Annotated in this window: 21 protein-coding genes and 1 pseudogene; 4 read left to right on the forward strand and 18 right to left on the reverse strand. The window is 62.1% G+C overall.

Features of this window, described 5'->3' with window-relative positions; translation table 11 throughout:
• Nucleotides 1–32: 32 nt before the first annotated feature.
• From rnhB to rpsB, 15 genes are all read right to left on the reverse strand, one after another.
• Nucleotides 33–629, reverse strand: coding sequence for a ribonuclease HII (gene rnhB, locus VC352_RS04650; protein ID WP_322978414.1), 597 nt, complete (start codon nucleotides 627–629; stop codon nucleotides 33–35).
• Nucleotides 629–1,762 (reverse strand): lipid-A-disaccharide synthase, encoded by a 1,134-nt coding sequence (gene lpxB, locus VC352_RS04655; protein WP_322978415.1) that lies wholly within the window; start codon nucleotides 1,760–1,762, stop codon nucleotides 629–631. The genes rnhB and lpxB overlap by 1 nt, the downstream gene beginning before the upstream one ends.
• A gap of 5 nt (nucleotides 1,763–1,767) precedes the next feature.
• Nucleotides 1,768–2,544: an acyl-ACP--UDP-N-acetylglucosamine O-acyltransferase gene (lpxA, locus tag VC352_RS04660; protein WP_322978416.1), complete on the reverse strand. Its 777-nt coding sequence runs from the start codon at nucleotides 2,542–2,544 to the stop codon at nucleotides 1,768–1,770.
• Entirely contained in the window at nucleotides 2,541–2,981 is a 441-nt protein-coding gene (gene fabZ / locus VC352_RS04665; RefSeq protein ID WP_036998539.1) for a 3-hydroxyacyl-ACP dehydratase FabZ, read from the reverse strand. Before fabZ ends, lpxA begins: the two co-directional genes overlap by 4 nt.
• 47 nt (nucleotides 2,982–3,028) lie before the next feature.
• On the reverse strand, nucleotides 3,029–4,090 hold the full coding sequence (lpxD, locus tag VC352_RS04670) for a UDP-3-O-(3-hydroxymyristoyl)glucosamine N-acyltransferase (protein ID WP_322978693.1): 1,062 nt from the start codon (nucleotides 4,088–4,090) through the stop codon (nucleotides 3,029–3,031).
• Nucleotides 4,087–4,590, reverse strand: a complete 504-nt coding sequence (locus VC352_RS04675) for an OmpH family outer membrane protein (RefSeq protein WP_322978417.1) — start codon at nucleotides 4,588–4,590, stop codon at nucleotides 4,087–4,089. The genes lpxD and VC352_RS04675 overlap by 4 nt, the downstream gene beginning before the upstream one ends.
• A 36-nt stretch (nucleotides 4,591–4,626) precedes the next feature.
• Nucleotides 4,627–6,987 (reverse strand): outer membrane protein assembly factor BamA, encoded by a 2,361-nt coding sequence (bamA, locus tag VC352_RS04680; protein ID WP_322978418.1) that lies wholly within the window; start codon nucleotides 6,985–6,987, stop codon nucleotides 4,627–4,629.
• A gap of 73 nt (nucleotides 6,988–7,060) precedes the next feature.
• Nucleotides 7,061–8,413, reverse strand: coding sequence for a sigma E protease regulator RseP (gene rseP, locus VC352_RS04685; RefSeq protein ID WP_322978419.1), 1,353 nt, complete (start codon nucleotides 8,411–8,413; stop codon nucleotides 7,061–7,063).
• Between the two features lie 19 nt (nucleotides 8,414–8,432).
• Nucleotides 8,433–9,617, reverse strand: a complete 1,185-nt coding sequence (ispC, locus tag VC352_RS04690) for a 1-deoxy-D-xylulose-5-phosphate reductoisomerase (protein ID WP_322978420.1) — start codon at nucleotides 9,615–9,617, stop codon at nucleotides 8,433–8,435.
• Nucleotides 9,614–10,429: a phosphatidate cytidylyltransferase gene (locus tag VC352_RS04695; protein WP_322978421.1), complete on the reverse strand. Its 816-nt coding sequence runs from the start codon at nucleotides 10,427–10,429 to the stop codon at nucleotides 9,614–9,616. Before VC352_RS04695 ends, ispC begins: the two co-directional genes overlap by 4 nt.
• On the reverse strand, nucleotides 10,429–11,175 hold the full coding sequence (gene uppS, locus VC352_RS04700; protein WP_322978422.1) for a polyprenyl diphosphate synthase: 747 nt from the start codon (nucleotides 11,173–11,175) through the stop codon (nucleotides 10,429–10,431). The genes VC352_RS04695 and uppS overlap by 1 nt, the downstream gene beginning before the upstream one ends.
• A gap of 18 nt (nucleotides 11,176–11,193) precedes the next feature.
• A complete protein-coding gene (gene frr / locus VC352_RS04705; RefSeq protein WP_322978423.1) occupies nucleotides 11,194–11,751 on the reverse strand; it encodes a ribosome recycling factor in 558 nt (185 codons plus the stop codon).
• Entirely contained in the window at nucleotides 11,748–12,491 is a 744-nt protein-coding gene (pyrH, locus tag VC352_RS04710; RefSeq protein ID WP_322978424.1) for a UMP kinase, read from the reverse strand. The genes frr and pyrH overlap by 4 nt, the downstream gene beginning before the upstream one ends.
• Before the next feature lie 189 nt (nucleotides 12,492–12,680).
• Nucleotides 12,681–13,544 (reverse strand): translation elongation factor Ts, encoded by an 864-nt coding sequence (gene tsf / locus VC352_RS04715; RefSeq protein ID WP_322978425.1) that lies wholly within the window; start codon nucleotides 13,542–13,544, stop codon nucleotides 12,681–12,683.
• 112 nt (nucleotides 13,545–13,656) lie between these two features.
• Nucleotides 13,657–14,397 (reverse strand): 30S ribosomal protein S2, encoded by a 741-nt coding sequence (rpsB, locus tag VC352_RS04720; RefSeq protein ID WP_322978426.1) that lies wholly within the window; start codon nucleotides 14,395–14,397, stop codon nucleotides 13,657–13,659.
• Between the two features lie 284 nt (nucleotides 14,398–14,681).
• Here rpsB and map point away from each other — a divergent pair, with 284 nt between their 5' ends.
• The gene (gene map, locus VC352_RS04725) at nucleotides 14,682–15,464 is read left to right on the forward strand and encodes a type I methionyl aminopeptidase (RefSeq protein WP_322978427.1); all 783 of its coding nucleotides are present in this window, start codon (nucleotides 14,682–14,684) and stop codon (nucleotides 15,462–15,464) included.
• Nucleotides 15,465–15,497: 33 nt separating this feature from the next.
• Nucleotides 15,498–18,197 carry a [protein-PII] uridylyltransferase gene (locus VC352_RS04730; RefSeq protein WP_322978428.1) on the forward strand — a complete coding sequence of 900 codons (2,700 nt, stop codon included), beginning with the start codon at nucleotides 15,498–15,500 and terminating at the stop codon, nucleotides 18,195–18,197.
• Nucleotides 18,198–18,242: 45 nt separating this feature from the next.
• Here the strand turns inward: VC352_RS04730 and VC352_RS25300 are convergent, their stop codons facing one another.
• Together VC352_RS25300 and VC352_RS25305 are read right to left on the reverse strand one after the other, a co-directional pair.
• Entirely contained in the window at nucleotides 18,243–19,007 is a 765-nt protein-coding gene (locus VC352_RS25300) for a methyl-accepting chemotaxis protein (protein WP_416340096.1), read from the reverse strand.
• Nucleotides 19,008–19,097: 90 nt separating this feature from the next.
• A pseudogene (locus VC352_RS25305) lies at nucleotides 19,098–20,135 on the reverse strand (cache domain-containing protein); the annotation flags it as partial.
• Nucleotides 20,136–20,331: 196 nt separating this feature from the next.
• On the opposite strand from VC352_RS25305, the gene dapC reads away from it, so the two are divergent.
• Nucleotides 20,332–21,528, forward strand: a complete 1,197-nt coding sequence (gene dapC / locus VC352_RS04740) for a succinyldiaminopimelate transaminase (protein ID WP_322978430.1) — start codon at nucleotides 20,332–20,334, stop codon at nucleotides 21,526–21,528.
• A 161-nt stretch (nucleotides 21,529–21,689) separates the two neighbouring features.
• Here dapC and VC352_RS04745 read toward each other — a convergent pair whose 3' ends face one another.
• Nucleotides 21,690–23,324 carry a Na+/H+ antiporter gene (locus VC352_RS04745; protein WP_322978431.1) on the reverse strand — a complete coding sequence of 545 codons (1,635 nt, stop codon included), beginning with the start codon at nucleotides 23,322–23,324 and terminating at the stop codon, nucleotides 21,690–21,692.
• Nucleotides 23,325–23,482: 158 nt separating this feature from the next.
• Here VC352_RS04745 and VC352_RS04750 point away from each other — a divergent pair, with 158 nt between their 5' ends.
• The gene (locus tag VC352_RS04750) at nucleotides 23,483–23,830 is read left to right on the forward strand and encodes an ArsC family reductase (RefSeq protein WP_322978432.1); all 348 of its coding nucleotides are present in this window, start codon (nucleotides 23,483–23,485) and stop codon (nucleotides 23,828–23,830) included.
• Nucleotides 23,831–23,861: the final 31 nt, after the last annotated feature.

The raw sequence follows: 23,861 nt of genomic DNA on the forward strand, positions 1-23,861 counted from the left end.
AGCCTAAGCGGGTCTGGCTTAGGGCCAGAGGTTCAGACTTCGAGCAGTGCACGCACCGGCGCGAAAGAGCGCCGATGAATCGGCGTCGGCCCCAGGCGCTTGAGCGCTTCGAGATGCACGGGTGTGGGGTAACCCTTGTGGCCGGCGATGCCATAGCCGGGATAGAGCCGATCCATCTCGAGCATTTCGCGGTCGCGACTGACCTTGGCCAGGATCGAAGCGGCGGCGATGGCCGGCACCCGGCTGTCGCCCTTGACCACCGGGGCACTGGGCACCGCCAGTTTCGGGCAGCGATTGCCGTCGATCAGTGCCAGTTTCGGCGTCACGCTCAAGCCTTCGACGGCACGCTGCATGGCCAGCATGGTGGCATGCAGGATATTCAGGCGGTCGATCTCCTCCACCTCGGCGCGGGCGATACACCAAGCCAGGGACTTTTCGCGAATCTCGTCGAACAGCGCCTCACGGCGCGCCTCGCTGAGCTTCTTCGAGTCATTCAGCCCAAGAATCGGCCGGGCCGGATCGAGAATCACCGCCGCTGTCACTACAGCGCCACAGAGCGGGCCGCGACCGACCTCATCAACGCCAGCGACCAGCTCTTCGACCAGGGTAAAGTCCAAGCCGAGCTGCATCAGGCGCGCCCCGCCAGTTTGAGCACCGCATCGGCTGCCGACACCGAGGCATCGCGGCGCAAGGCACGGTGAATCACATCGAAGCCCTCGGTCTGCACCTGACCACCCTCGATCAGCGGCGCGACGGCCTGAGCCAGGGCATCGGCAGTCGCCGCATCCTGGATCAGTTCAGGCACCAGCAGCCGCTCGGCCAGCAGGTTGGGTAACGAAATATAAGGGCTCTTCACCAGACGCTTGAGAATCCGATAGGTCATCGGCGCCACACGGTAGGCCACCACCATCGGGCGCTTGTACAGCAGCGCCTCCAGCGTCGCGGTACCCGAGGCGATCAGCACCGCATCGCAGGCGGCCAGCGCTTCGTGGGAACGACCGTCGAGCAGAGTCAGTGGCAGATCGCGATTGACCAGCATCTGTTCCAGTTGCTGGCGTCGCTCCGGCGTGGCGCACGGCAGCAGAAAGCGAATCCCGGGGCGCAGCGCGCGCAGGCGAATCGCCGCATCGAGAAACAGCTCACCAAGACGTGCGACTTCCCCCCCGCGACTTCCCGGCATCAGTGCAACCACCGGTTCATCCTGCGGCAGATCCAACGCCTCGCGCGCAGCGGCACGGTCGGCCTGCTGCGGGATGGCATCGGCCAGCGGATGACCGACGAAGCGCACCGGTACTTGATGCTCGTCGTAGAACTGCGCCTCGAACGGGAACAGCGTCAGCATCAGATCGCAGGCTTCGCGAATTTTCAGCACCCGCTTCTGCCGCCAGGCCCATACGGACGGGCTGACGTAGTGCACGGTCTTGATTCCGGCGCGGCGCAATTTGAGTTCGAGGCCAAGGTTGAAATCAGGCGCATCGATACCGATGAACACATCCGGCTGGGCGGCTATCAGATCACGCGCCAGTTGACGGCGGCGGCCAAGCAGCTCGAACAAGCGGCCGAGCACCTCGACCAGACCCATGACAGCCAGGCGCTCCATGGGGAAATAGGAGTTCAGGCCCTCGGCTTCCATACGGGCGCCGCCAACGCCGATGAACTCGGCATCCGGATAGCGCTGTTTGATGGCCTGCATCAGGCCGGAACCGAGGATGTCACCGGACGCCTCACCAGCGACCAGTGCGACGCGAAGGGGTCTACTCATGAGAATCAGCGGGTAATGCCGCGCGTGGAGGCCTGAATGGAGTCGCGGAAGATCGCCACTTCGGGGAACTCGACAGCGGACTCGGCGAGCTCTGTCAGCGCCTGCTCGACGGTCAGCCCCTGGCGGTAAACCAGTTTGTAGGCCTTGCGCAAAGCGGCAATCGCTTCGCTGGAGAAGCCTCGGCGACGCATGCCCTCGAAGTTCATGCTGCGTGCTTCAGCCGGGTTGCCGAACACGGTGACGAACGCAGGTACGTCCTTGCCGATGGCGGTGCCCATGCCGGAGAAGCTGTGCGCGCCAATTCGGCAAAACTGGTGCACCAGGGTATAGCCGGACAGGATCGCCCAGTCGTCGACCCACACGTGTCCGGCCAGCGCGGTGTTGTTGACCAGGATGCAGTGGTTACCGATCACACTGTCATGGCCGATGTGGGCATAGGCCATGATCAGATTATGGTCACCGATGGTCGTTTCACTGCGATCCTGCACCGTGCCACGGTGAATGGTGACGCCTTCGCGAATGACGTTGTGATCGCCGATCACCAACCGCGTCGGTTCGCCCTTGTACTTCAGGTCGGGCGTGTCCTCGCCAACCGAGGAGAACTGGTAGATACGGTTGTGCTTACCGATCACGGTCGGCCCCTTGAGCACCACGTGCGGGCCAATTACGGTACCCTCGCCGACCTCCACATCAGGCCCGACAATGCTCCACGGGCCGACGACAACGTCGTCGGCCAGTCTGGCACTGGGGTCGATGATGGCGCGAGGGTCAATCGAACTCATAGCTTGCGTTCCGCACAGATGATTTCAGCGGAGCATACTTCCTTGCCGTCGACAGTGGCACGGCACTCGAATTTCCAGATGCTGCGACGGTCGCTCAGGTACTTGGCCTCCAGCATAAGCTGGTCGCCCGGCGTAACCGGAGAGCGGAAGCGCAGCTTGTCGGAGCCGACAAAGTAGTACAGGGTGCCATCGGCCGGCTTCACGCCCATCATCTTGAAGCCGAGGATCCCGGCGGCCTGCGCCATGGCTTCAATGATCAGCACGCCTGGCATGATCGGATGCTCGGGGAAGTGCCCGTTGAAGAACGGCTCGTTGATGCTGACATTCTTGTAGGCGCGAACAGTCTTGCCTTCGACGTCCAGGTCCACCACACGATCCACCAGCAGGAAAGGATAGCGGTGCGGCAAATATTCACGAATTTCGTTGATGTCCATCATGTCCGGTTAAGCCTGTAAGAAAAGAAAAGAGCACGGCGACACCGTACTCAGGCATCAGATGAGACGTTTGCCGTCTGGGTCACGGCGGCGAGCTGTTTTTCCAGCTCACGCAGACGCTTGGCCATCTCGTCCAGCTGACGAATACGGGCAGCACTCTTCTTCCACTCGCCCGCCGGTTGCATGGCGGTACCGGAAGAATAAGCACCAGGCTCGGTGATCGAACGGGTCACCATGGTCATGCCGGTGACGAACACGTTGTCGCACACCTCGATGTGTCCGACCATGCCAACGCCACCCGCGATCATGCAGTTCTTGCCGATCTTGGTGCTGCCGGAAATGCCGCAACAGCCGGCCATGGCTGTGTTGTCGCCGACCTGCACGTTGTGCGCGATCATGATCTGGTTATCGAGCTTCACCCCATTGCCGATCAAGGTGTCGGACAGCGCGCCGCGATCGACCGTGGTGTTGGCCCCGATTTCGACATCATCACCGATGGTCACACCACCGATCTGCGCGATCTTCTGCCAGACGCCCTTCTCATTGGCAAAGCCGAAGCCTTCGCCACCGATCACCGCGCCGGACTGGATCACTACGCGCTTGCCGATGCTGACGTCGTGGTAGAGCGTCACCCGCGGCGCCAACCAGCCACCCTCACCGATCACGCAGCGCGCACCGATCACGCAATGCGCACCGACCGTCACCTGCGCGCCGATGCGAGCACCGCTTTCAATCACCGCATAAGCCCCGATACTGGCGCTCGGGTCGACCTGCGCATCGTCCGCGACCTGCGCCGTGGCGTGAACGCCGGCACTGGCCTTGGGTTTACGGTCGAACAGGTGCGAAAGCTGGGCGTAAGCCAGGTAGGGATTGGCAACGATCAATGCATCGCCAGCATAGCTTTCGGCATCACTCGCCGTGAGCAGCAAGGCACCGGCCTGAGTCTGCGCCAGGTACTTGCGGTACTGGGCATTGGCCAGGAAGCTCAACTGTTCGGGCCTGGCCTCCTGCAAGGTGGCCAGGCCCGTGATGACCTTGCCCTCGGCGCCACGCAAGGTGGCGCCCAGGCGCTCGGCCAGTTGGCCGAGAGTGAATGTCAGGGTCATGCTCAGCGCATCTTGTTCATGCGCTCGATGACCTGGCGGGTGATGTCGTATTGCGGTTTGACATCGACCACTGCGCCGCGCTCGAGCACCAGATCGAAGTTGCCACTCTTGATGACCTCTTCAACCGCCTTGTCCAGGTTCGGCTTGAGCTTGGCCAGCATCTCGCGGTCGGCGACGGCCTTGGCTTCGTTCAGCTCCTTGGACTGGAACTGGAAGTCACGGGCCTTCTGCTTGAACTCGAGTTCCAGGCGCTCGCGCTCAGCCTGCTGCATCTTGTCGCCTTCCTTGACCATGCGATCCTGAATGCGCTTGGCATCGCTTTCCAGGGTCTTGAGCTTGTTCAGCTGGGGGCCGAACTTTTTCTCCGCATCCACGGCGTAACGTTTGGCGGCATCGGATTCGAGCAGCGCCATCTGATAGTTCAGCACGGCCACCTTCATTTCGGCGAACGCCGGAGTGGCGATCAGAGCGGCGGTGAACAGAACCAGTTGAGTCAACTTACGCACAATGCACTCCTGCAACAAAGCTGTTGGCTTTCGGTGTTAGAAAGTTTGGCCGAGGGAGAACTGGAAGACCTGAGTTTCGGCATCTTCCGGTTTCTTGATCGGCATGGCCAGGCTGAAGCTCAACGGGCCCAGCGCGGTAATCCAGGTCAAGCCGACACCAACGGAACTGGCCAGGCTGCCAAAGTCGATGTTGCAGCTGTCGCTGATCTTCTTCTGGCTCGACGAGCAATTGGTGTCGAACACGTTACCCACATCCCAGAACACCGAGGTGCGTAGCGAACGCTGATCCTTGACGAACGGCAGGGGGAAGAGCATTTCCACCCCGCCTTGCACCATCACGTTACCGCCGAACGGCAGCGGATCCTGATCCGGGTCACGCAGGGTACCTGGCTTGTTGCCCGAACTCGGCGTGCTGCGTGGGCCCAGCGTGTTGTCCTTGAAGCCACGTACGGAGTTGAAGCCACCGGCGTAATAGTTCTCGTAGAACGGCAACTCGGACGTGGAGCCATAACTGTCGCCGTAACCCAGCTCGGTGTGGAAGCGCAGCGTGTAGTTATCGCTGATCGGCTTGAACACTTGGCCACGGTAGTCGAGCTTGTAGAACGCCAGATCGCTACCCGGCAGCGTGGTTTCCAGCACCAGGCTTTGCGAGTGACCACGAGTGGCAAGAGTGCCACGGTTAAGAGTCGATTCGGACCAACCAATGGAGCCCTTGAAGTTCAGGTAGTTGTCGCCTTCCTGCTCGATGAAATCGAAGATCTCGTCGACGGTGTAGCGACCGGTGTCGATGGTGTCCTGCTGCACGCTCAGACCGTAGGTCAAACGCGAAGTCTCACTAATGGGATAACCGATATTCACACCGGCGCCCAGGCTGTCTACCGAATAGCTGGATACATCGACGTCGAGTTCGTCGTAGTCGGTGGTGCGGTAGAAGGCGTTGTAGCCCAGGCTGATACCGTCGACGGTCCAGTAGGGGTCAACGAAGCCGAAGCTGTAACGGGTCTGGTATTCGCTACGGGTCAGACCGATGCTGACCTTGTTACCGGTACCCAGGAAGTTGTTCTGGCTGATCGAGCCACCGAGGATCAGACCGGCGTTCTGGGCGAAACCGACGCTGGCGGTGATGGAACCGGACGGCTGCTCTTCGACGCTGTAGTTGACGTCGATTTGGTCGTCGGTACCCGGAACCTGCGGTGTCTCGACATTGACTTCCTTGAAGAAGCCCAGACGTTCCAGGCGCGTCTTGGACTGGTCGATCAGGTAGGTGGAGGCCCAACCACCTTCCATCTGACGCATCTCGCGGCGCAGCACTTCGTCCTCGGACTTGGTGTTGCCACGGAAGTTGATGCGGTTGACGTAGGCGCGCTTGCCCGGGTCGACGAAGAAGGTGATCGATACGGTATTGTCCTCGTCGTGCGCTTCCGGCACGGCGTTGACGTTGGCGAAGGTATAGCCCTCGTTACCCAGGCGACGGGTGATCAGCTCACTGGTGGTGGTCATCACCTTGCGCGAGAACACCTGACCTTCCTTGACCAGCAACAGCGCACGTACGTCCTCTTCCGGCACCTTGAGGTCACCGGAGAGCTTCACGTCGCGAACGCTGTACTTCTCGCCTTCCTCGACGTTGACGGTGATGTAGACGTGTTTCTTGTCCGGGGTGATGGATACCTGAGTGGAAGAGATATCCATGTTGATGTAGCCGCGATCCAGGTAGTAGGAACGCAGACGCTCCAGGTCACCGGAGAGTTTTTCGCGGGCGTACTTGTCGTCGTTTTTGAAGAACGACAGCCAGTTGGTGGTCTTCAGCTCGAACAGGTCGGACAGCTCTTCGTCGCCGAACACGGTGTTGCCAACCACGTTGATGTGGGAGATGGCAGCCACGGTGCCTTCGTTGATGGTGATCTTCAGCGCCACGCGGTTGCGCGGCTGCGGAATCACCTCGGCTTCGATCTCGGCGGAGTAACGGCCCTGAGCGACATACTGGCGCTGCAGCTCGTTACGCACACCTTCGAGGGTGGCGCGCTGGAAGATCTCACCCTCGGCCAGACCGGATTGGTTCAGGCCCTTGAGCAGGTCTTCGGTGGTGATGGCCTTGTTGCCCTCGATTTCGATGCTGGAAATCGACGGACGCTCGACCACGGTGACGACCAGCACGTCGCCATCGCGACCGAGCTGGATGTCCTGGAAGAAACCGGTTTTGAATAGGGAACGGGTTGCGTCGACGAGTTGACGATCATCGACATTTTCACCCACGTTCAGCGGCAGAGCACCGAATACGCTACCGGCGGAGACCCGCTGCAGTCCGTTGACACGTATATCGGAGATGGTGAAGGACTCGGCGTGAACTTCGGCGATCATCAATGCGGACAGCACCGCAGGTAGCAGCAGACGTTTCATGAAGTCCTTTCTTATTCCAACTGACGATAAAAAATCTGCCGCACTAGGCGACAGATTTGTAATTCAGCACGGGTTACAGACGACCGAGATCGTTGACCAGGGCCAGCAGCATGACCCCGACGACCAGACTGATGCCGATCTGCATCCCCCAACCTTGAACCCGCTCAGACAAGGGGCGACCACGCACCCACTCGACCAGATAAAAAAGCAGATGACCGCCATCCAGCACAGGGATGGGCAGCAGATTGAGAACCCCCAAGCTAATGCTCAGATAGGCCAGGAAATTCAGGAAGTCCCCGATGCCCGACTGAGCGGAAGCGCCCGCCACTTTAGCAATGGTTATCGGCCCACTCAAGTTTTTTACCGAGAGCTCACCGAACAGCATTTTCTTCAGCGAATCGAGGGTTAGCAGACTCATCGACCAGGTACGCCTTGCGCCCTCGACGACACCGTCTATCGGGCCGTAACGCACCTCGCGCAACATTTCTGCCGGCCACTCGACACCTTTGACCCCTGCACCGAGGTAACCGGTACGCGCCTCACCCTCGCCACGACTGGCCAGCGTCAGTTGCAGATCCTGCGCCTGACCGTCGCGCTCGTAGCGCAACGTGATCCGCTGCCCCGGCAGCGCACGCACCTTGTCGACGACTTGCTGCCAATCATCCAGCGGCTGATCGTCAAGCGCCAGCAGGCGATCACCGGGGCGCAAACCGGCGGCCTGCGCCGGCCCCTGCGCATCGAGCTCTTCGAGTACCGGTTGCAGGGCCGGACGCCAAGGACGGATACCCAGCGAAGCAATCGGATCGGGCTCGTCAGCACCGCGCAACCAGTTGTTCAACTGCACACGCTTGGGCGACTCGACCGTCGAGCCCGGCTCGAGCACACCGATATCGAGTGTTCCGCTCTCACCAAGGCGACGCACCAGTTGCAGGTTCACCGCCGCCCAGCCCGTGGTGGACTGACCATTGACCGAAACGATTTCCTGCCCGGACTGCAAGCCAGCGGCAGCCGCCAGGCTACCCTCCTCTACCGCACCGATGACCGGACGCACCTGCTGGCTGCCCAGCATGGCGATGACCCAGAAGAACACCAGGGCGAGGAGGAAGTTGGCAATCGGTCCGGCGGCAACGATGGCGATACGCTGACCGACCGTCTTGCGGTTGAAGGCCTGCCCGAGCAACTCAGGCGGTACATCGCCTTCGCGCTCATCGAGCATCTTGACGTAACCACCCAGCGGGATGGCGGCGATGACGAACTCGGTGCCCTGCCGATCATGCCAGCGCACCAGTGGGCTGCCGAAGCCCACGGAGAAACGCAGCACCTTGACCCCGCAGCGGCGCGCCACCCAGAAATGACCGAATTCGTGGAAGGTGACCAGCACACCCAGGGCGATCAGCGTGCCCACCAGCATGTACAGCGCACTCATTTCTCTTCTCCAATCCGCATCAATGGCGAGCCAACCACTGCCTGGCCAGCTCGCGCGCCTGCGAGTCAGCCGCCAAAACCATATCGAGCGATTGGACAGCTTGCGACGCCTGGCTGTTCAACACCGACTCGATCATACGCGGGATGTCGGTGAAGCGAACGCGGCGCTGCAGAAATGCCTCAACCGCCACTTCATTGGCCGCATTGAGAATGGCCGGCGCCGTGCCACCCACCTGCGCCGCCTCGCGCGCCAGACGCAGACAGGGGAAGCGTTGCTCGTCCGGGCGCTGGAAGTCCAGGCGACCGACAGCGAACAGATCCAGTGGGGCGACACCGGAATCGATACGCTGCGGCCACGCCAGGGCATGAGCGATTGGCGTCCGCATATCGGGATTGCCCATTTGCGCCAGCACCGAGCCATCGATGTAGTCGACCAGTGAGTGAATCACGCTCTGCCGGTGAATCACCACCTCAATCTGCGCCGGCGCCGCGTCGAACAGCCAGCAGGCCTCGATCAGTTCGAGCCCCTTGTTCATCATGCTGGCCGAATCGACGGAAATCTTGCGCCCCATCGACCAATTGGGATGGGCACAGGCCTGCTCGGGCGTCACATGCTGCAAATCAGCTACAGGGGTTTCGCGGAACGGCCCACCAGAAGCGGTCAGCAACACCCGCCGTACACCGACCGCCGCCAGGCCACGCGCATAGTCATGCGGCAGACACTGGAATATGGCGTTGTGCTCGCTATCGATCGGCAGCAGCGTCGCGCCGCTGTCACGCACCGCCTGCATGAACAGGGCGCCGGACATGACCAGTGCTTCCTTGTTGGCCAGCAACACCTTCTTGCCGGCGCGGACTGCCGCCAGCGTCGGCTTGAGGCCTGCCGCGCCGACGATGGCCGCCATTACGGCATCGACCTCGGCATGCGCAGCAACCGCGCACAGGCCCTCTTCACCCACCAGCACTTCGCACGCCTGGCCTGCAGCGCGCAAGGCAACCTGCAACGTCTCGGCGGCAGCCTCATCGGGCACCACCACGAAGCGCGGTCGGTGCAGCAGGCACAACGCTTGCAACTCGGTCAGACGCGAGAAACCCGTGAGGGCGAAAACCTCATAGCGCTCGGGGTGGCGCGCGATCACATCCAGGGTGCTGAGGCCGATGGAGCCCGTCGCCCCCAGCACGGTAATACGCTGCAGCGCGCTCACAGCGAGCCCCAGCCAGCCAGCCAGAGCAGCGTCGCGAACAGCGGTATCGCGGCCGTGAGGCTATCGATGCGATCCAACACGCCGCCATGACCAGGCAGCAGATTGCTGCTGTCCTTGATCCCGGACTGACGCTTGAACATGCTCTCGGTCAGATCACCGACCACCGAGATCAACACCACCAACGCCGCACCAGCCAATGCCAGAAGCACGGAGAGCGCCGACCAGCCTTGCAACAGGCCGACCACCAGGGTGATCGCCAGGCTGGCGGCGAGGCCACCATACAATCCTTCCCAGCTCTTGCCGGGGCTGACACGCGGCGCCAGCTTATTCTTGCCGAACGCCTTGCCCGAGAAATACGCCCCGATATCGGCGCCCCAGACCAGCACCATCACGGCAATGATCAGCCAGTTCGCCTGAGGCCACTGCTTGAGCAGCACCAAGCCTTGCCAGGCCGGCAACAAAATCAGCAAGCCGATGCCCAGACGCCCGGGTACACCGCCCCAAAAACGACTGCTATCGGGATAACTGAGCACCAGCAAGGTGGCCACAGCCCACCAGGCAACCGCCAGCAGCAACACCACAGGCGCCAGTTGCGGCGCCTGATACAGGCCAACCAACAGCAGTGCCACCAGCGCCGCATAACCGACACGCTGCGCCTGAGCTGCCAGCCCGGCGAGCCGCGCCCACTCCCATGCGCCCAGGGTAACCACTGCACCGATGAACAGCGCGAAAGCCGCTCCATCGAGCAGGAAAAAGCCACCGAGCGCGATAGGCAGCAGCACCAGCGCCGTGATGATTCGTTGCTTCAACATTAGGAGCGCGCCTCTGCTTCTACCTGCTCGCAGGTCTTGCCGAAGCGACGCTGGCGAGTGGCGAAATCGGCCAGCGCCTTGCGCATGGCCTCGTGCTTGAAATCCGGCCAGTACAGGTCGGAGAAGTACAGCTCGCTGTACGCCAGCTGCCAGAGCAGGAAATTGCTGATGCGGTGCTCACCACCGGTGCGAATGCACAGATCCGGCAGCGGCATGTCGCCGGTTGCCAGACACCCCTGCAACACGTCGGCAGTGATCTCGTCGGGCTGCAGATGCCCGGCCTGCACCTCGCGCGCCAGACGCTGGGCGGCCTGGATGATGTCCCACTGGCCACCATAGTTGGCCGCGATCTGCAGCGTGAAACGCCGCGCCCCCGCCGTAAGCTGCTCGGCTTCGCGCATGGCGGCCTGCAGCTCGGGATGGAAGCGCGAGCGATCACCGATGATGCGCAAGGCGATGTCGTTGTCGAGCAAACGCCTGGCCTCACGCCGCAAGGCGCCCAGGAACAGCTCCATCAGCGCGCCGACCTCATCGGCCGGACGCTGCCAGTTCTCACTGGAGAAGGCGAACAGCGTCAGCACCTCGACACCGGACTCGGCACAGACCTCGATCACCGCGCGAACGGCATCGACCCCTGCCTTGTGCCCGGCCACGCCAGGCAACAGGCGCTTTCTGGCCCAGCGGTTGTTGCCATCCATGATGATGGCGACATGCCGAGGCACCGCCCCTTGCTTGTTCTTATCCATGTCGGGACGCCCGGGCCGTCAGACGGCCATCAGGTCCTTTTCCTTGACCTCGAGGGCCTTGTCGACATCGGCGATGAATTTGTCGGTGATCTTCTGCAGCTCGTCAGCGGCGCGACGCTCTTCGTCCTCGCTGATCTCCTTGGCCTTGGACAGCTTCTTCAGCTCGGCCAGGGCATCGCGACGCACGTTGCGCACCGCCACCTTGGCATCCTCAGCCACGCCACGCGCCTGCTTGGTGTAGCCCTTGCGGGTTTCCTCGGTCAGGGCCGGCATCGGTACACGGATGGTGGTACCGGCGCTGGATGGGTTCAGCCCCAGGTCGGAGGTCAGGATGGCCTTCTCGATGGCAGCGCCGAGGTTCTTGTCGTGCGCGACGATCTTCAGGGTACGGGCATCTTCGACGGTAACAGCCGCAACCTGATTGAGCGGCATCTCGCTACCCCAGGCAGGCACGCGAACGCTGTCGAGAATGCTCGGGTGAGCGCGGCCGGTACGGATGGAGGCCAGGTTGCGATCCAGCGCTTCCAGGGACTTGCCCATACGCTCCTGAGCGTCTTTCTTGATGTCGTTGATCATTGTGCTTCCTCCTCGATCAGGGTTCCTTCGGCGCCACCCACTACCACGTTCAACAGGGCGCCAGGCTTGTTCATGTTGAAGACCCGCAGCGGCATCGCGTGATCCCGGCAGAGGCAGATGGCGGTCAGATCCATCACCCCCAGCTTGCGATCCAGCACCTCGTCATAGGTCAGGCGCTCGAACTTCTCGGCATGCGGATCCTTGAACGGGTCGGCAGTGTACACGCCATCGACCTTGGTCGCCTTGAGCACCACGTCGGCATCGATCTCGATGGCGCGCAGGCAAGCGGCAGAGTCGGTGGTGAAGAAGGGGTTGCCGGTACCCGCGGAGAAGATCACCACCTCACCGGTTTTCAGATGGCGCATGGCCTTGCGGCGGTCGTAATGATCGGTCACACCGACCATGGAAATCGCCGACATGACGATCGCCGGGATGTTCGAGCGCTCCAGCGCGTCGCGCATGGCCAGCGAATTCATCACGGTCGCCAACATGCCCATGTGGTCACCAGTGACACGATCCATGCCGGCAGCGGACAGTGCGGCGCCGCGGAACAGGTTACCGCCACCGATCACCAGGCCGACCTGCACGCCGATACCGACCAACTGGCCGACTTCCAACGCCATGCGATCGAGCACCTTGGGGTCGATGCCGAAATCTTCAGAGCCCATCAGGGCCTCGCCGCTGAGTTTGAGCAGAATGCGTTTGTAGCGAGGTTGGCGACCCGTCGTCTGCTGAGCCATTGCAAGTCTCTCCTGCGGCGATATGTGTTTTGGACGCAGCGCGCTGAGCCGCTGCAATGATCTGGCACTTCGACAGCACCGACAGTCATTCGTTGGAACGACCGCCACTTTATTCTTCACCCCTTATTCGGCAAAGAGGCCGCCCGCGCAAACGGGCAGCCTCTCTGGGGGTACATACCGAAAAACCGATTACTGCTTGCTGGCAGCAACCTGAGCGGCAACTTCGGCAGCGAAGTCGGTCTCGACCTTCTCGATGCCCTCGCCCACTTCGTAACGAACGAAGGAAACGACTTCGGCGCCGGCTTTCTTCACCAGGTCACCGACTTTGACTTCCGGATCCATGATGAAGGCTTGCTCGACCAGGCTGGCTTCGGCCAGAAACTTGGCGATACGGCCTTTGACCATGTTCTCGACGATGTTTTCCGGCTTGCCGGCGATTTTTTCGGCGTTCAGTTGCAGGAAGATTTCTTTTTCCTTGGCAACCAGCTCTTCGGAAACCTGATCCGGGGAAACCACGGCCGGGTTCGAAGCAGCAACGTGCATGGCAACGTGCTTGGCCAGTTCGTCGTTGCCGCCCTTCAGGACGACCAGAACGCCGATGCGGTGACCGTGCAGGTAAGCACCTACGGTGTCGCCGGCAACAGCGGTCAGACGACGGATGTTGACGTTCTCGCCGCACTTGGCAACCAGCGCTTCGCGAGCGGATTCGCGGGAAGCGATCAGCGGAGCGGCTTCGGTCAGGTTCTTCTCGAAGGCTTCGTCGATGCTTTCTTTGACGAAAGCTTTGAAGTCGTCCTGCAGAGCCAGGAAATCGGTCTGCGAGTTGACTTCGATGATCAGGCCACGGCCACCTTCGACGCGAACGGCGATGGAGCCTTCGGCAGCGATGTTGCCAGCCTTTTTGGCAGCCTTGATGGCACCGGAAGCGCGCATGTCATCGATGGCCTTCTCGATGTCGCCACCGGCGGCAACCAGGGCCTTCTTGCATTCCATCATGCCTTGGCCGGTACGCTCGCGCAGTTCTTTAACCAGGGCTGCAGTAATCTCTGCCATCTTGAAAATCCTCTCGGTAGGTCTTCAACCAAATCAAAATCTGTGAGTGGCAAAAAGGGGGCTTAGCCCCCTTCTTGCACAGCGCATAACGCTAAATGCTTGGCGTTACCGCTTAGCCTTCGGCGCTCTCGGCCGCAGCTTCTTCGACGAACTCTTCGGTGGCGCCGCCAGCGTTGCTGCGACCACGGATCACGGCGTCAGCCATGGCACCCATGTACAGCTGGATGGCGCGGATGGCGTCGTCGTTACCCGGGATGATGTAGTCAACGCCTTCCGGGCTGCTGTTGGTATCGACGATGCCGATGACCGGGATGCCCAGCTTGTTGGCTTCGGTGATAGCAATGCGCTCGTGGTCAACGTCGATCACGAACAGCGCGTCCGGCAGGCCGCCCATGTCCTTGATACCACCCAGGCTGCGATCCAGTTTTTCCAGGTCACGGGTACGCATCAGGGCTTCTTTCTTGGTCAGCTTGGCGAAGGTGCCGTCCTGGGACTGGGTTTCCAGCTCACGCAGGCGCTTGATCGAAGCGCGGATGGTTTTGTAGTTGGTCAGCATGCCGCCCAACCAGCGGTGATCGACGAACGGCGAACCGCAACGAGCGGCTTCTTCGCGAACGATCTTGCCAGCCGAACGCTTGGTGCCTACGAACAGGATCTTGTTCTTACCGGCAGCCAGCTTTTCAACGAACGACAGAGCGTCGTTGAACATCGGCAGGGTTTTTTCCAGGTTGATGATGTGAATCTTGTTGCGCGCGCCGAAAATGTACTTGCCCATTTTCGGGTTCCAGTAACGGGTCTGGTGGCCGAAGTGCACACCGGCCTTCAGCATATCGCGCATGTTGACTTGGGACATGATAGTTCCTTGATAAGTCGGGTTAGGCCTCCACGTATCCCAGCTTCCAACCCTCGAACTTGTCGAAAGGCACCCAGGAAACCGTGTCGATACGTGTGTGGGTTTAGAGCTTTCGGGCCACTGCCCGTAAAGCGGCGCGTTTTATACCACAAAGAGCTGCCATAAGCTACAAGCCTCGAACAGCAAGCGGAGCATTAGCCGGCAGCCTGCCACCTGCGCCTGTAGCGCAAAGCCTGTAGCTGCTAAGATACCCGCCTTTATTTGTATGCACCCGAGAGCTTGCCATGACCGTTACCATCAAATCCCCCGAAGAAATCGAGAAAATGCGCGTCGCCGGTCGCCTGGCCGCCGAGGTGTTGGAGATGATCGGCGAGCACGTCAAGCCCGGCGTCACCACCGAAGAACTGGATCGCATCTGCCACGACTATATCGTCAACGTGCAGCAGGCCATTCCCGCGCCGCTCAACTACCGGGGCTTCCCCAAATCGATCTGCACCTCGATCAACCATGTGGTGTGCCACGGCATCCCCAATGACAAGCCGCTGAAGGATGGCGATGTGCTGAACATCGACATCACCGTGATCAAGGATGGCTACCACGGCGATACCAGCAAAATGTTCATGGTCGGCAAGGTCGCCGAATGGGCCGAGCGCCTGGCCAAGATCACCCAGGAATGCATGTATAAAGGTATCGAACTGGTCAAGCCGGGCACCCGCCTGGGCGATATCGGTGAAGTGATCCAGAAGCACGCCGAGAAGAACGGCTTCTCCGTGGTGCGCGAGTACTGCGGCCATGGCATCGGCGCGGTATTCCACGAAGAGCCGCAAGTGCTGCACTACGGCAAGGCCGGCACCGGCATGGAACTGAAAGAAGGCATGACCTTCACCATCGAGCCGATGATCAACCAGGGCCGCCCGGAAACCCGCCTGCTGGGTGATGGCTGGACCGCCATCACCAAGGATCGCAAGCTGTCCGCACAGTGGGAACACACGGTACTGGTTACCGCTGACGGCTACGAGATCCTGACCCTGCGCAGCGACGACACCCTGCCCCGCACTTCCGCCTGAACCCAGGCCCACCGATAGAAGGAAGGCTTCTGCATGCCGCAGATGGATCCCGAACTGTTCGACCGCGGCCAGTTCCAGGCCGAGCTGGCCCTCAAATCCAGCCCCATCGCCGCGTTCAAGAAAGCCATCCGCCGCGCGCATGAAGTGCTGGATGCACGCTATCGCGACGGGCGCGAAATTCGCCGCCTGGTGGAGGATCGCGCCTGGTTCGTCGATCAGATCCTGCAGGAAGCCTGGAAACGCTTCACCTGGAGCGAAGATGCCGATATCGCCCTGCTCGCCGTGGGCGGCTATGGTCGCGGCGAGCTGCACCCCTACTCCGATATCGACCTGCTGATCCTGCTCGGCAGCAGCGATCAGGAAGTCTTCCGCGAGCCCATCGAGGGCTTTCTCACCCTGCTCTGGGATATCGGCCTGGAAGTCGGCCAGAGCGTGCGCAGTGTCGATGAGTGCGCCGAAGAAGCGCGCGCCGACCTGACGGTGATCACCAACCTGATGGAAAGCCGCACCATCGCCGGCCCCGAACACCTGCGCCAACGCATGCAGCAGGTCACCAGCCCGGAACAGATGTGGCCGAGCAGGCACTTCTATCAAGCCAAGCGCGAGGAGCGCAAAGCGCGCCACGCCAAGTACAACGACACCGAGTACAACCTCGAACCCAACGTCAAAGGCTCGCCCGGGGGCCTGCGCGACATCCAGACCGTGCTCTGGGTCGCCCGCCGCCAGTTCGGTACGCTCAACCTGCAAGCGCTGGTCAGCCACGGTTTCCTGCTGGAAAGCGAATACGCCCTGCTCTCTTCCAGCCAGGAGTTCCTGTGGAAGGTGCGCTACGCCCTGCACATGCTCGCCGGGCGCGCCGAGGATCGCCTGCTGTTCGACTACCAGGCCCGCATCGCCGCCCTGTTTGGTTATCAGGACGGCGACGGCAAGCGCAGCATCGAACACTTCATGCAGAAGTACTACCGCGTGGTGATGGGCATTTCCGAGCTGTCGGATCTGATCAACCAGCACTTCGAGGAAGTCATCCTGCGCGCCGGCGAAGGCAGCCAGGCAACGCCGCTGAACAGCCGCTTCCAGGTGCGTGACGGCTATATCGAGGCGATTCACCCCAACATCTTCAAGCGCACGCCGTTCGCCATCATCGAGATCTTCGTACTGATGGCCCAGCATACGGAGATCAAGGGCGTACGCGCCGACACCATCCGCCTGCTGCGCGACAGCCGCCACCTGATAGACGACGATTTCCGCAAGGACATCCGCAACACCAGCCTGTTCATCGAGCTGTTCAAGTGCAAGGAAGGCATCCACCGCAACCTGCGGCGGATGAACCGCTACGGCATCCTCGGCCGCTACCTGCCAGAGTTCGGCCATATCGTCGGGCAGATGCAGCACGACCTGTTCCACATCTATACCGTCGATGCGCACACGCTCAACCTGATCAAGCACCTGCGCAAGTTCCGCTGGCCGGAGCTGGCAGAGAAATTCCCGCTGGCCAGCAAGCTCATCGACAAGCTGCCCAAGCCGGAACTGATCTACCTCGCCGGTCTTTATCACGACATCGGCAAGGGCCGTGGCGGCGATCATTCCGAGCTGGGCGCCGTGGACGCCGAGGCATTCGCCCGCCGCCACCATCTGCCGGCCTGGGACAGCGCCCTGATCGTCTGGCTGGTGCAGCATCACCTGGTGATGTCCACCACCGCCCAGCGCAAGGATCTTTCCGATCCCCAGGTGATCCACGACTTCGCCCAGTTCGTCGGCGACCAGACGCATCTGGACTATCTCTACGTGCTGACCGTGGCCGACATCAATGCCACCAACCCCAGCCTGTGGAACTCCTGGCGCGCCAGCCTGCTGCGCCAGCTGTACACCGAGACCAAGCGTGCGCTGCGTCGTGGCCTGGAAAACCCGGTGGATCGTGAAGAACAGATTCGCCAGACGCAAATTGCTGCTCTCGACATCCTGGTGCGCAGCGGCATCGACCAGGACGATGCCGAGCAGCTCTGGAGCCAGCTCGGCGACGACTATTTCCTGCGCCATACCTCTAGCGACGTCGCCTGGCACACCGAGGCCATCCTCCAGCATCCGCCTGGCAGCGACCCGCTGGTACTGATCAAGGAAACCACTCAACGCGAGTTCGAGGGCGGCACGCAGATCTTCATCTACGCGCCGGATCAGCATGACTTCTTCGCCGTGACGGTAGCCGCGATGAGCCAGCTGAACCTGAACATTCACGATGCGCGGATCATCACCTCGACCAGCCAGTTCACCCTGGACACCTACATCGTGCTCGATGCCGATGGCAGCTCGATCGGCAACAACCCGGCGCGCATCCAGCAGATCCGCGAGGGCCTGATCACCACCCTGCGCAACCCCGACGACTACCCGACCATCATCCAGCGCCGGGTGCCGCGCCAGCTCAAGCATTTCGCCTTCGCCCCGCAGGTGACCATCCACAACGATGCCCAGCGCCCGGTCACCATCCTCGAGCTGACGGCACCGGATCGTCCCGGCCTGCTGGCGCGCATCGGGCGGATCTTCCTCGAATACGATCTGTCTCTGCAGAACGCCAAGATCGCCACCCTGGGCGAGCGGGTCGAGGACGTGTTCTTCGTTACCGATGCCAATGGGCAGCCATTGTCTGACCCCGAGTTCTGCGCACGCCTGCAGGAAGCGATCATCGCCAAGCTGTCGGAGCCGAGCAGCACAGCGAGCCCGGCGCAGATCACCTTCTGATGGCTCCCGCCTGCTGCGCGCTACCAAACGCAGCAGGCGAGACGGTCAGATGCGGAAGCTCTCCACCAGTTGCTTCAGGCGTCCGGCCTGCTGATCCAGCTCGGTACAGGCGCTGAGGCTGGCCTGCAGGTTACGCACGCCATCCTGGTTCAGCGTGTTGATCTCGGTGATGTCCATGTTCAGGCTTTCGATCACCGAGGTCTGCTCCTCGGTCGCCGTGGCCACGGACTGGTTCATGCCGTCGATTTCACCGATACGGTGAGTCACGCCGCGCAGGTTCTCACCGGCCTGACCGCCGATGCGCACGCTGTCATCACTGAAGCGCCTGCTTTCGGCCATGGTCGATACGGCATCGCGGGCGCCCGCCTGCAGTTGCTCGATCATCTGCTGGATTTCCAGCGCCGAACTCTGCGTGCGCTGCGCCAGGTTGCGCACCTCGTCCGCCACCACGGCAAAGCCACGCCCGGCTTCACCGGCGCGCGCCGCTTCGATGGCCGCGTTGAGCGCCAGCAGGTTGGTCTGCTCGGAAATGCCCTTGATCACGTCGAGAATCTGGCCGATGTCGTTGCTCTTCTCGCTGAGCTGTTCGATATGCCGGCCGGCCGCCTGGATCTTCTCCGACAACTCGCTCATCGAGCTCAGGGTGCGCTCCACCATGCCTTGCCCTTCTTCGGCATCACGCCGGGCATCGCTGGCCTGCGCCGAAGCATCGGCGGCGTTGCGGGCGATTTCCTGAGCGGCGGCGCCCAGCTCGTTGATCGCGGCTGCGACGCTGTCGGTACGCGCCGCCTGCTCACTGGAGTTGCCCATCGACGCATTGGACGCCTGCACCACCGTGCTGACACGCGCATGCACCTCGCGCGTGGCCGAAGCCACCTCACGAATCGACTCGTGAATCCGCTCGACGAAGCGGTTGAAGGCACCGGCCAGCTCGCCGAACTCATCACCGGAGTCGCTTTGCAAACGCTGGGTCAGGTCACCCTCGCCATCGGCGATGCCGCTCATGGCCTGGCTCATGACATGCAACGGGCGCAACAGGATGCGGATCAGCACGCCAAGCAGCAGGAGAATGGTCACCACGCCAATGACCGTGGCCATCAACGCCGATAGCCGCGACTCGCGCAGCGCTGCGAAGGCCTTGTCTTCGTCCACCGACAGACCGACGTACCAGCGCACACCAGCCAGGCCCTTGACCGGCAGGAAGGTGACGATACGGGCACTGCCGTCGACAGCCATCGCATTCTGCAACTCCGAGACCAGCTTCGGTGCAGCGCCTGGGTAGAGATCCGGCAGTTTCTTCAGCACCAGACTCTTGTCCGGATGCACCAGCACCGTGCCTTGATCATCGACCAGGAAGGCGTAGCCCATGCCGCCAAGATCGAAGGAATTGAGGATGTCGTCGATGGTCTGCAGCTTGAGGTCACCACCGACCACGCCCTGCAGGCTGCCACCGGCGCTGACCGGCCGGGTGATGGTGATCAGCAGGCCATCGCGCGGGTCAGCTGCCAGGTACGGCGCCGTCAGCCCCGGGCCGCTGCTGCCCATTGCGCTCTTGTACCAGGGGCGCTGGCGCGGATCGTAGCCAGCCGGCAGTTCACTGGCGGGAAACTGCGTGTAGGTGCCATCGGCCTGGCCGAAGTAGGCGTAGAGGAACGCCGAGGCAATGCTGCGATGCTGCAGATTCCTGCGTAACGCCTCGGAAGAGCTGTCGTCCTGCACCGACTCGGCGAGGTTATCCAGCAGTTGCATGCGCCCATCGAGCCAGTTCTGGATGTTACCGGTGGAGACCAGCCCCACGTCGTTCAGGTAGTTGGCCAGGCCATCACGGATCGCATTGCGTTGCAGATAGTCGTTGTACAGCGCAAAGGAGGCGAAGGCTGCGATGACGACCAGCGATGCAGCCAGCATGATCTTGTGGCTGAACTTCAGGGTGCGCATTGAAAGAAGCCTCGTCAGAAAAAAGTCATACCTGCAGGCTATCGGCAGCCAATGACCATTTCTTGACCTCGCCCAGCATCAGCATTGCGACCTAAACGAATGCAAAACGGACAAGCAGCGGAATTTTCCTCCGGGCACTCCCCGTGCTAGTGTCGCCGCCTTTGTCGCCGCCTCACAAAGGACCCGTCGGATCATCATGAACCACGCCCTCGCCCAGTTGCAGCCCTACCCGTTCGAGAAACTCCGCGCCCTGCTCGCCGGTGTGCAGCCTGCCGCCGACCGCTCGCCCATCGCCCTGTCGATCGGTGAACCCAAGCACCGCTCGCCGGACTTCGTCGGCCAGGCCCTGACCGCCAACCTCGACAAGCTGGCGGTGTATCCTACCACCCTGGGCCTGCCCGAGCTGCGTCAGAGTATCAGCGCCTGGTGCGAACGCCGCTTCGGCGTACCGACTGGCTGGCTGGATGCCGCGCGCCACGTGCTGCCGGTCAACGGTACGCGCGAGGCGCTGTTCGCCTTTACCCAGGCGGTGGTCGACCGCAATGCCAAGGGCCTGGTGGTCAGCCCCAATCCGTTCTACCAGATCTACGAAGGCGCAGCGTTTCTCGCCGGCGCCGAGCCGCATTACCTGCCCTGCCTGGAAGACCACGGTTTCAACCCGGACTTCGACGCGGTGCCGGTTGAAGTCTGGCAGCGCTGCCAGATTCTCTTCCTCTGCTCGCCAGGCAACCCGACCGGCGCCCTGATCCCGCTGAAAACCCTGAAGAAGCTGATCGCCCTGGCTGACGAGCATGATTTCGTCATCGCCGCAGACGAGTGCTACAGCGAGCTGTATTTCGACGAAGACGCCCCGCCGCCCGGCCTGCTCAGCGCCTGCGCCGAGCTGGGCCGCAGCGATTTCAAACGCTGCGTGGTGTTCCACAGCCTGTCCAAGCGCTCCAACCTGCCGGGTCTGCGTTCGGGGTTCGTCGCCGGCGATGGCGAAATCCTCAAGCACTTCCTGCTCTATCGCACCTACCACGGCTGCGCCATGCCGGTACAAACCCAACTGGCCAGCGTCGCCGCCTGGAACGACGAAGCGCACGTGCGCGCCAATCGCGACCTGTACCGCGAGAAGTTCGATGCGGTGCTGAAGATCCTCGCCCCGGTGATGGACGTGCAGCGCCCCGATGGCGGCTTCTATCTATGGGCCCGCACGCCGGGTGACGACGCGCAGTTCACCCGCGAGCTGTTCGCTGCCGAGCACGTTACCGTGGTGCCAGGCTCCTACCTGTCGCGCGAAGTGAATGGCATCAACCCAGGCGCCGGGCGCGTGCGCATGGCGCTGGTCGCGCCGCTGGCCGAGTGCATCGAAGCGGCCGAGCGCATCGCCCGTCTCATTCGCGGCGCCTGAAGCTCTCTATAGTCGCGGCTAAAGCCCCTCCCACAGCAATCAAGCGAGCAGAGGGGCAGAGCCAGTAGGGCGGGTGCAACCCGCCCCCCTCCCCCGCTGCTGAGGCAAGGCCCGGCGGATTGTTCGCTGCGCGCCTGAATCCGCCCTACGCCTGAACCGCGTCAGCTCTTGTGCAAACGCGCCTCGGCGATATCCAGATCACGCAGGATCTCGGCCAGCAGGTCGTCATCCAGCTCGTTGTCATGGCGCATGCGGTACAGCTCCAGACGCTGGGTACGCAGGGCCTGCAAGCGCAGGCGGTACTCCAGGCGATCCGTCTCACGCTGCTGCTCATGCGCTTCGTCACCGCCACGGGCGCGCTCCAGCAGATCGCGGTATTCGCTCATCAGGCGCGCCTTGACCTCGACCGCGGCGATAGCCCCTTCGGCATCGGCAGCCCGTTCATCCTCGGACTCCAGATAACGAATCGCCGCTTCCAGCACGGCGGCGCGATGCCGATTGAGCTCACGCTCGTGCAGCGCCACGTTGTCCTGCGGCAAGCGCGGCAGGATGCGCGGCAAGGCGACGCTGGCCACCAGCAACGACAGCAGGATCACCCCGGCAGCAATCAGGATCAGCAGGTCGCGCTCAGGGAAGGCCTGGCCATTATTGAGCAGCAAGGGCAACGACATGACGCCCGCCAGGGTTACCGCACCGCGCACACCGCCCAGGGTCAGCACCGCGCTCAGGGCGATCCGTGACTGTCCGGCGAAACGTGTCGGCTCACCGCGTAGCCTGCGCAACGCCCCCGACACTCGCCAGTAGCCATACACCCAGACGAAGCGCAGCAGCATCAATACCGCGAAGATTGCCACCACCATGCCCAGCGCCTGCAAGGCGAACTGCCAGGGCGCGGTATGTTCGCCAATCGCCGCCTCGAGGATGTCGGGCAGTTGCAGACCGAGCAGCAGGAAGATCAGGCCATTGAAGGTGAATTCCAGCAACGCCCACACACTGCGGTTGAGCAGACGTGTGGAGGTTTGTTTGGGCAGCAGATCGAGGCGGCTCTGCATCATCCCCGCCGCTACAGCCGAGAGAATGCCGGAAAGCTCCAGATGCTCCGCGGCCACGTAGGCGGCGAACGGCAGCAGCAGGAGCAGCAAAACGTGCGGTGCCGGATCCTCCCAGCCACGGGCAATCATCCAGGCGCGCAGACGCCCCAGCAGGTAACTGAGCGCGACGCCAATGGCCAGACCGCCAACCGCCACCAGGACGAACTGCACACCGGCATCGGTGATCGAGAACACGCCGGTCAGCGTCGCTGCCACGGCGAACTTGAACGCCACCAGGCCGGAGGCATCGTTCATCAACGCCTCACCCTGCAACAGGTTGTTCAATGTGCTCGGCAGACGCCCGTGGGTGATCGCCGATACCGCCACCGCATCGGTCGGCGACAGCACGGCGGCCAGGGCGAAACAGGCGGCCAGCGGCACCTGCGGCAGCAACCAGTGAATGAAATGCCCAGCCACGAGAATGGTGAAGAACACCAGGGCGAAGGCCAGCAACAGGATCGGCGTGCGCAACTGGCGAAATTGCCCCTTGGGCATGCGCCAGCCGTCGACGAACAGCAGCGGCGGGATGAACAGCAGCAGGAACAGTTCCGGGTCGAGGCGTACATGCAGCCCCAGCACCGGAATCGCCAACAGCGCGCCGATCAGTATCTGCAGCAGGGGCAGCGGCAACGGAATGAATTGAGCGGTGATACGCGTACCACTGACCACCAGCAGCATGATCAGAATGGTGTAGAGCAATTGCATGGGATAACCATCGGAGGCGCGAGCTAGAGCGCCATTCTAGCCCTCGCCGGCCTGCAACCGACAGTTACCCTCGTGCCAAGACGCTGCCCACGAGCCATGGCATAATGGCCGGCCGTTTTTTCCGGACATCCCGGCACGCCACTCATCAGAGGAAGACCATGAGTTACGTCCTGTATGGCATCAAGGCCTGTGACACCATGAAGAAGGCCCGCACCTGGCTCGACGAGCACGGTGTCGCCTATGCCTTCCACGACTACAAGAGCGCCGGAATCGACCGTGCGAACCTGGAGAAATGGTGCAACGAGCATGGCTGGCAAACCGTCCTCAACCGTGCCGGCACCACCTTCCGCAAGCTGGATGACGCGCAGAAAGCCGATCTCGACCAGGCCAAGGCCATCGACCTGATGCTGGCCCAGCCTTCGATGATCAAGCGCCCGGTGCTCGACCTGGGCGACAAGACCCTGGTCGGCTTCAAGGCGGATCACTATCAAGCGGCATTGGCCTGATCAATCACTCCCGAATTTGTTGCAAGGAATT

The organism is Pseudomonas sp. C11 (assembly GCF_034683865.1).
In the GTDB taxonomy this organism is placed as follows: Bacteria; Pseudomonadota; Gammaproteobacteria; order Pseudomonadales; family Pseudomonadaceae; genus Aquipseudomonas.

Coding starts and splice junctions, on each gene's coding strand:
- pyrH (WP_322978424.1), bottom strand. CDS start 12,491: ATGGCTCAGCAGACGACGGGTCGCCAACCTCGCTACAAACGCATTCTG.
- uppS (WP_322978422.1), bottom strand. CDS start 11,175: ATGGATAAGAACAAGCAAGGGGCGGTGCCTCGGCATGTCGCCATCATC.
- VC352_RS04730 (WP_322978428.1), top strand. CDS start 15,498: ATGCCGCAGATGGATCCCGAACTGTTCGACCGCGGCCAGTTCCAGGCC.
- VC352_RS04695 (WP_322978421.1), bottom strand. CDS start 10,429: ATGTTGAAGCAACGAATCATCACGGCGCTGGTGCTGCTGCCTATCGCG.
- lpxB (WP_322978415.1), bottom strand. CDS start 1,762: ATGAGTAGACCCCTTCGCGTCGCACTGGTCGCTGGTGAGGCGTCCGGT.
- tsf (WP_322978425.1), bottom strand. CDS start 13,544: ATGGCAGAGATTACTGCAGCCCTGGTTAAAGAACTGCGCGAGCGTACC.
- VC352_RS25300 (WP_416340096.1), bottom strand. CDS start 19,007: ATGGGCAACTCCAGTGAGCAGGCGGCGCGTACCGACAGCGTCGCAGCC.
- VC352_RS04745 (WP_322978431.1), bottom strand. CDS start 23,324: ATGCAATTGCTCTACACCATTCTGATCATGCTGCTGGTGGTCAGTGGT.
- bamA (WP_322978418.1), bottom strand. CDS start 6,987: ATGAAACGTCTGCTGCTACCTGCGGTGCTGTCCGCATTGATGATCGCC.
- frr (WP_322978423.1), bottom strand. CDS start 11,751: ATGATCAACGACATCAAGAAAGACGCTCAGGAGCGTATGGGCAAGTCC.
- dapC (WP_322978430.1), top strand. CDS start 20,332: ATGAACCACGCCCTCGCCCAGTTGCAGCCCTACCCGTTCGAGAAACTC.
- map (WP_322978427.1), top strand. CDS start 14,682: ATGACCGTTACCATCAAATCCCCCGAAGAAATCGAGAAAATGCGCGTC.
- VC352_RS04750 (WP_322978432.1), top strand. CDS start 23,483: ATGAGTTACGTCCTGTATGGCATCAAGGCCTGTGACACCATGAAGAAG.
- lpxA (WP_322978416.1), bottom strand. CDS start 2,544: ATGAGTTCGATTGACCCTCGCGCCATCATCGACCCCAGTGCCAGACTG.
- rseP (WP_322978419.1), bottom strand. CDS start 8,413: ATGAGTGCGCTGTACATGCTGGTGGGCACGCTGATCGCCCTGGGTGTG.
- fabZ (WP_036998539.1), bottom strand. CDS start 2,981: ATGATGGACATCAACGAAATTCGTGAATATTTGCCGCACCGCTATCCT.
- rpsB (WP_322978426.1), bottom strand. CDS start 14,397: ATGTCCCAAGTCAACATGCGCGATATGCTGAAGGCCGGTGTGCACTTC.
- rnhB (WP_322978414.1), bottom strand. CDS start 629: ATGCAGCTCGGCTTGGACTTTACCCTGGTCGAAGAGCTGGTCGCTGGC.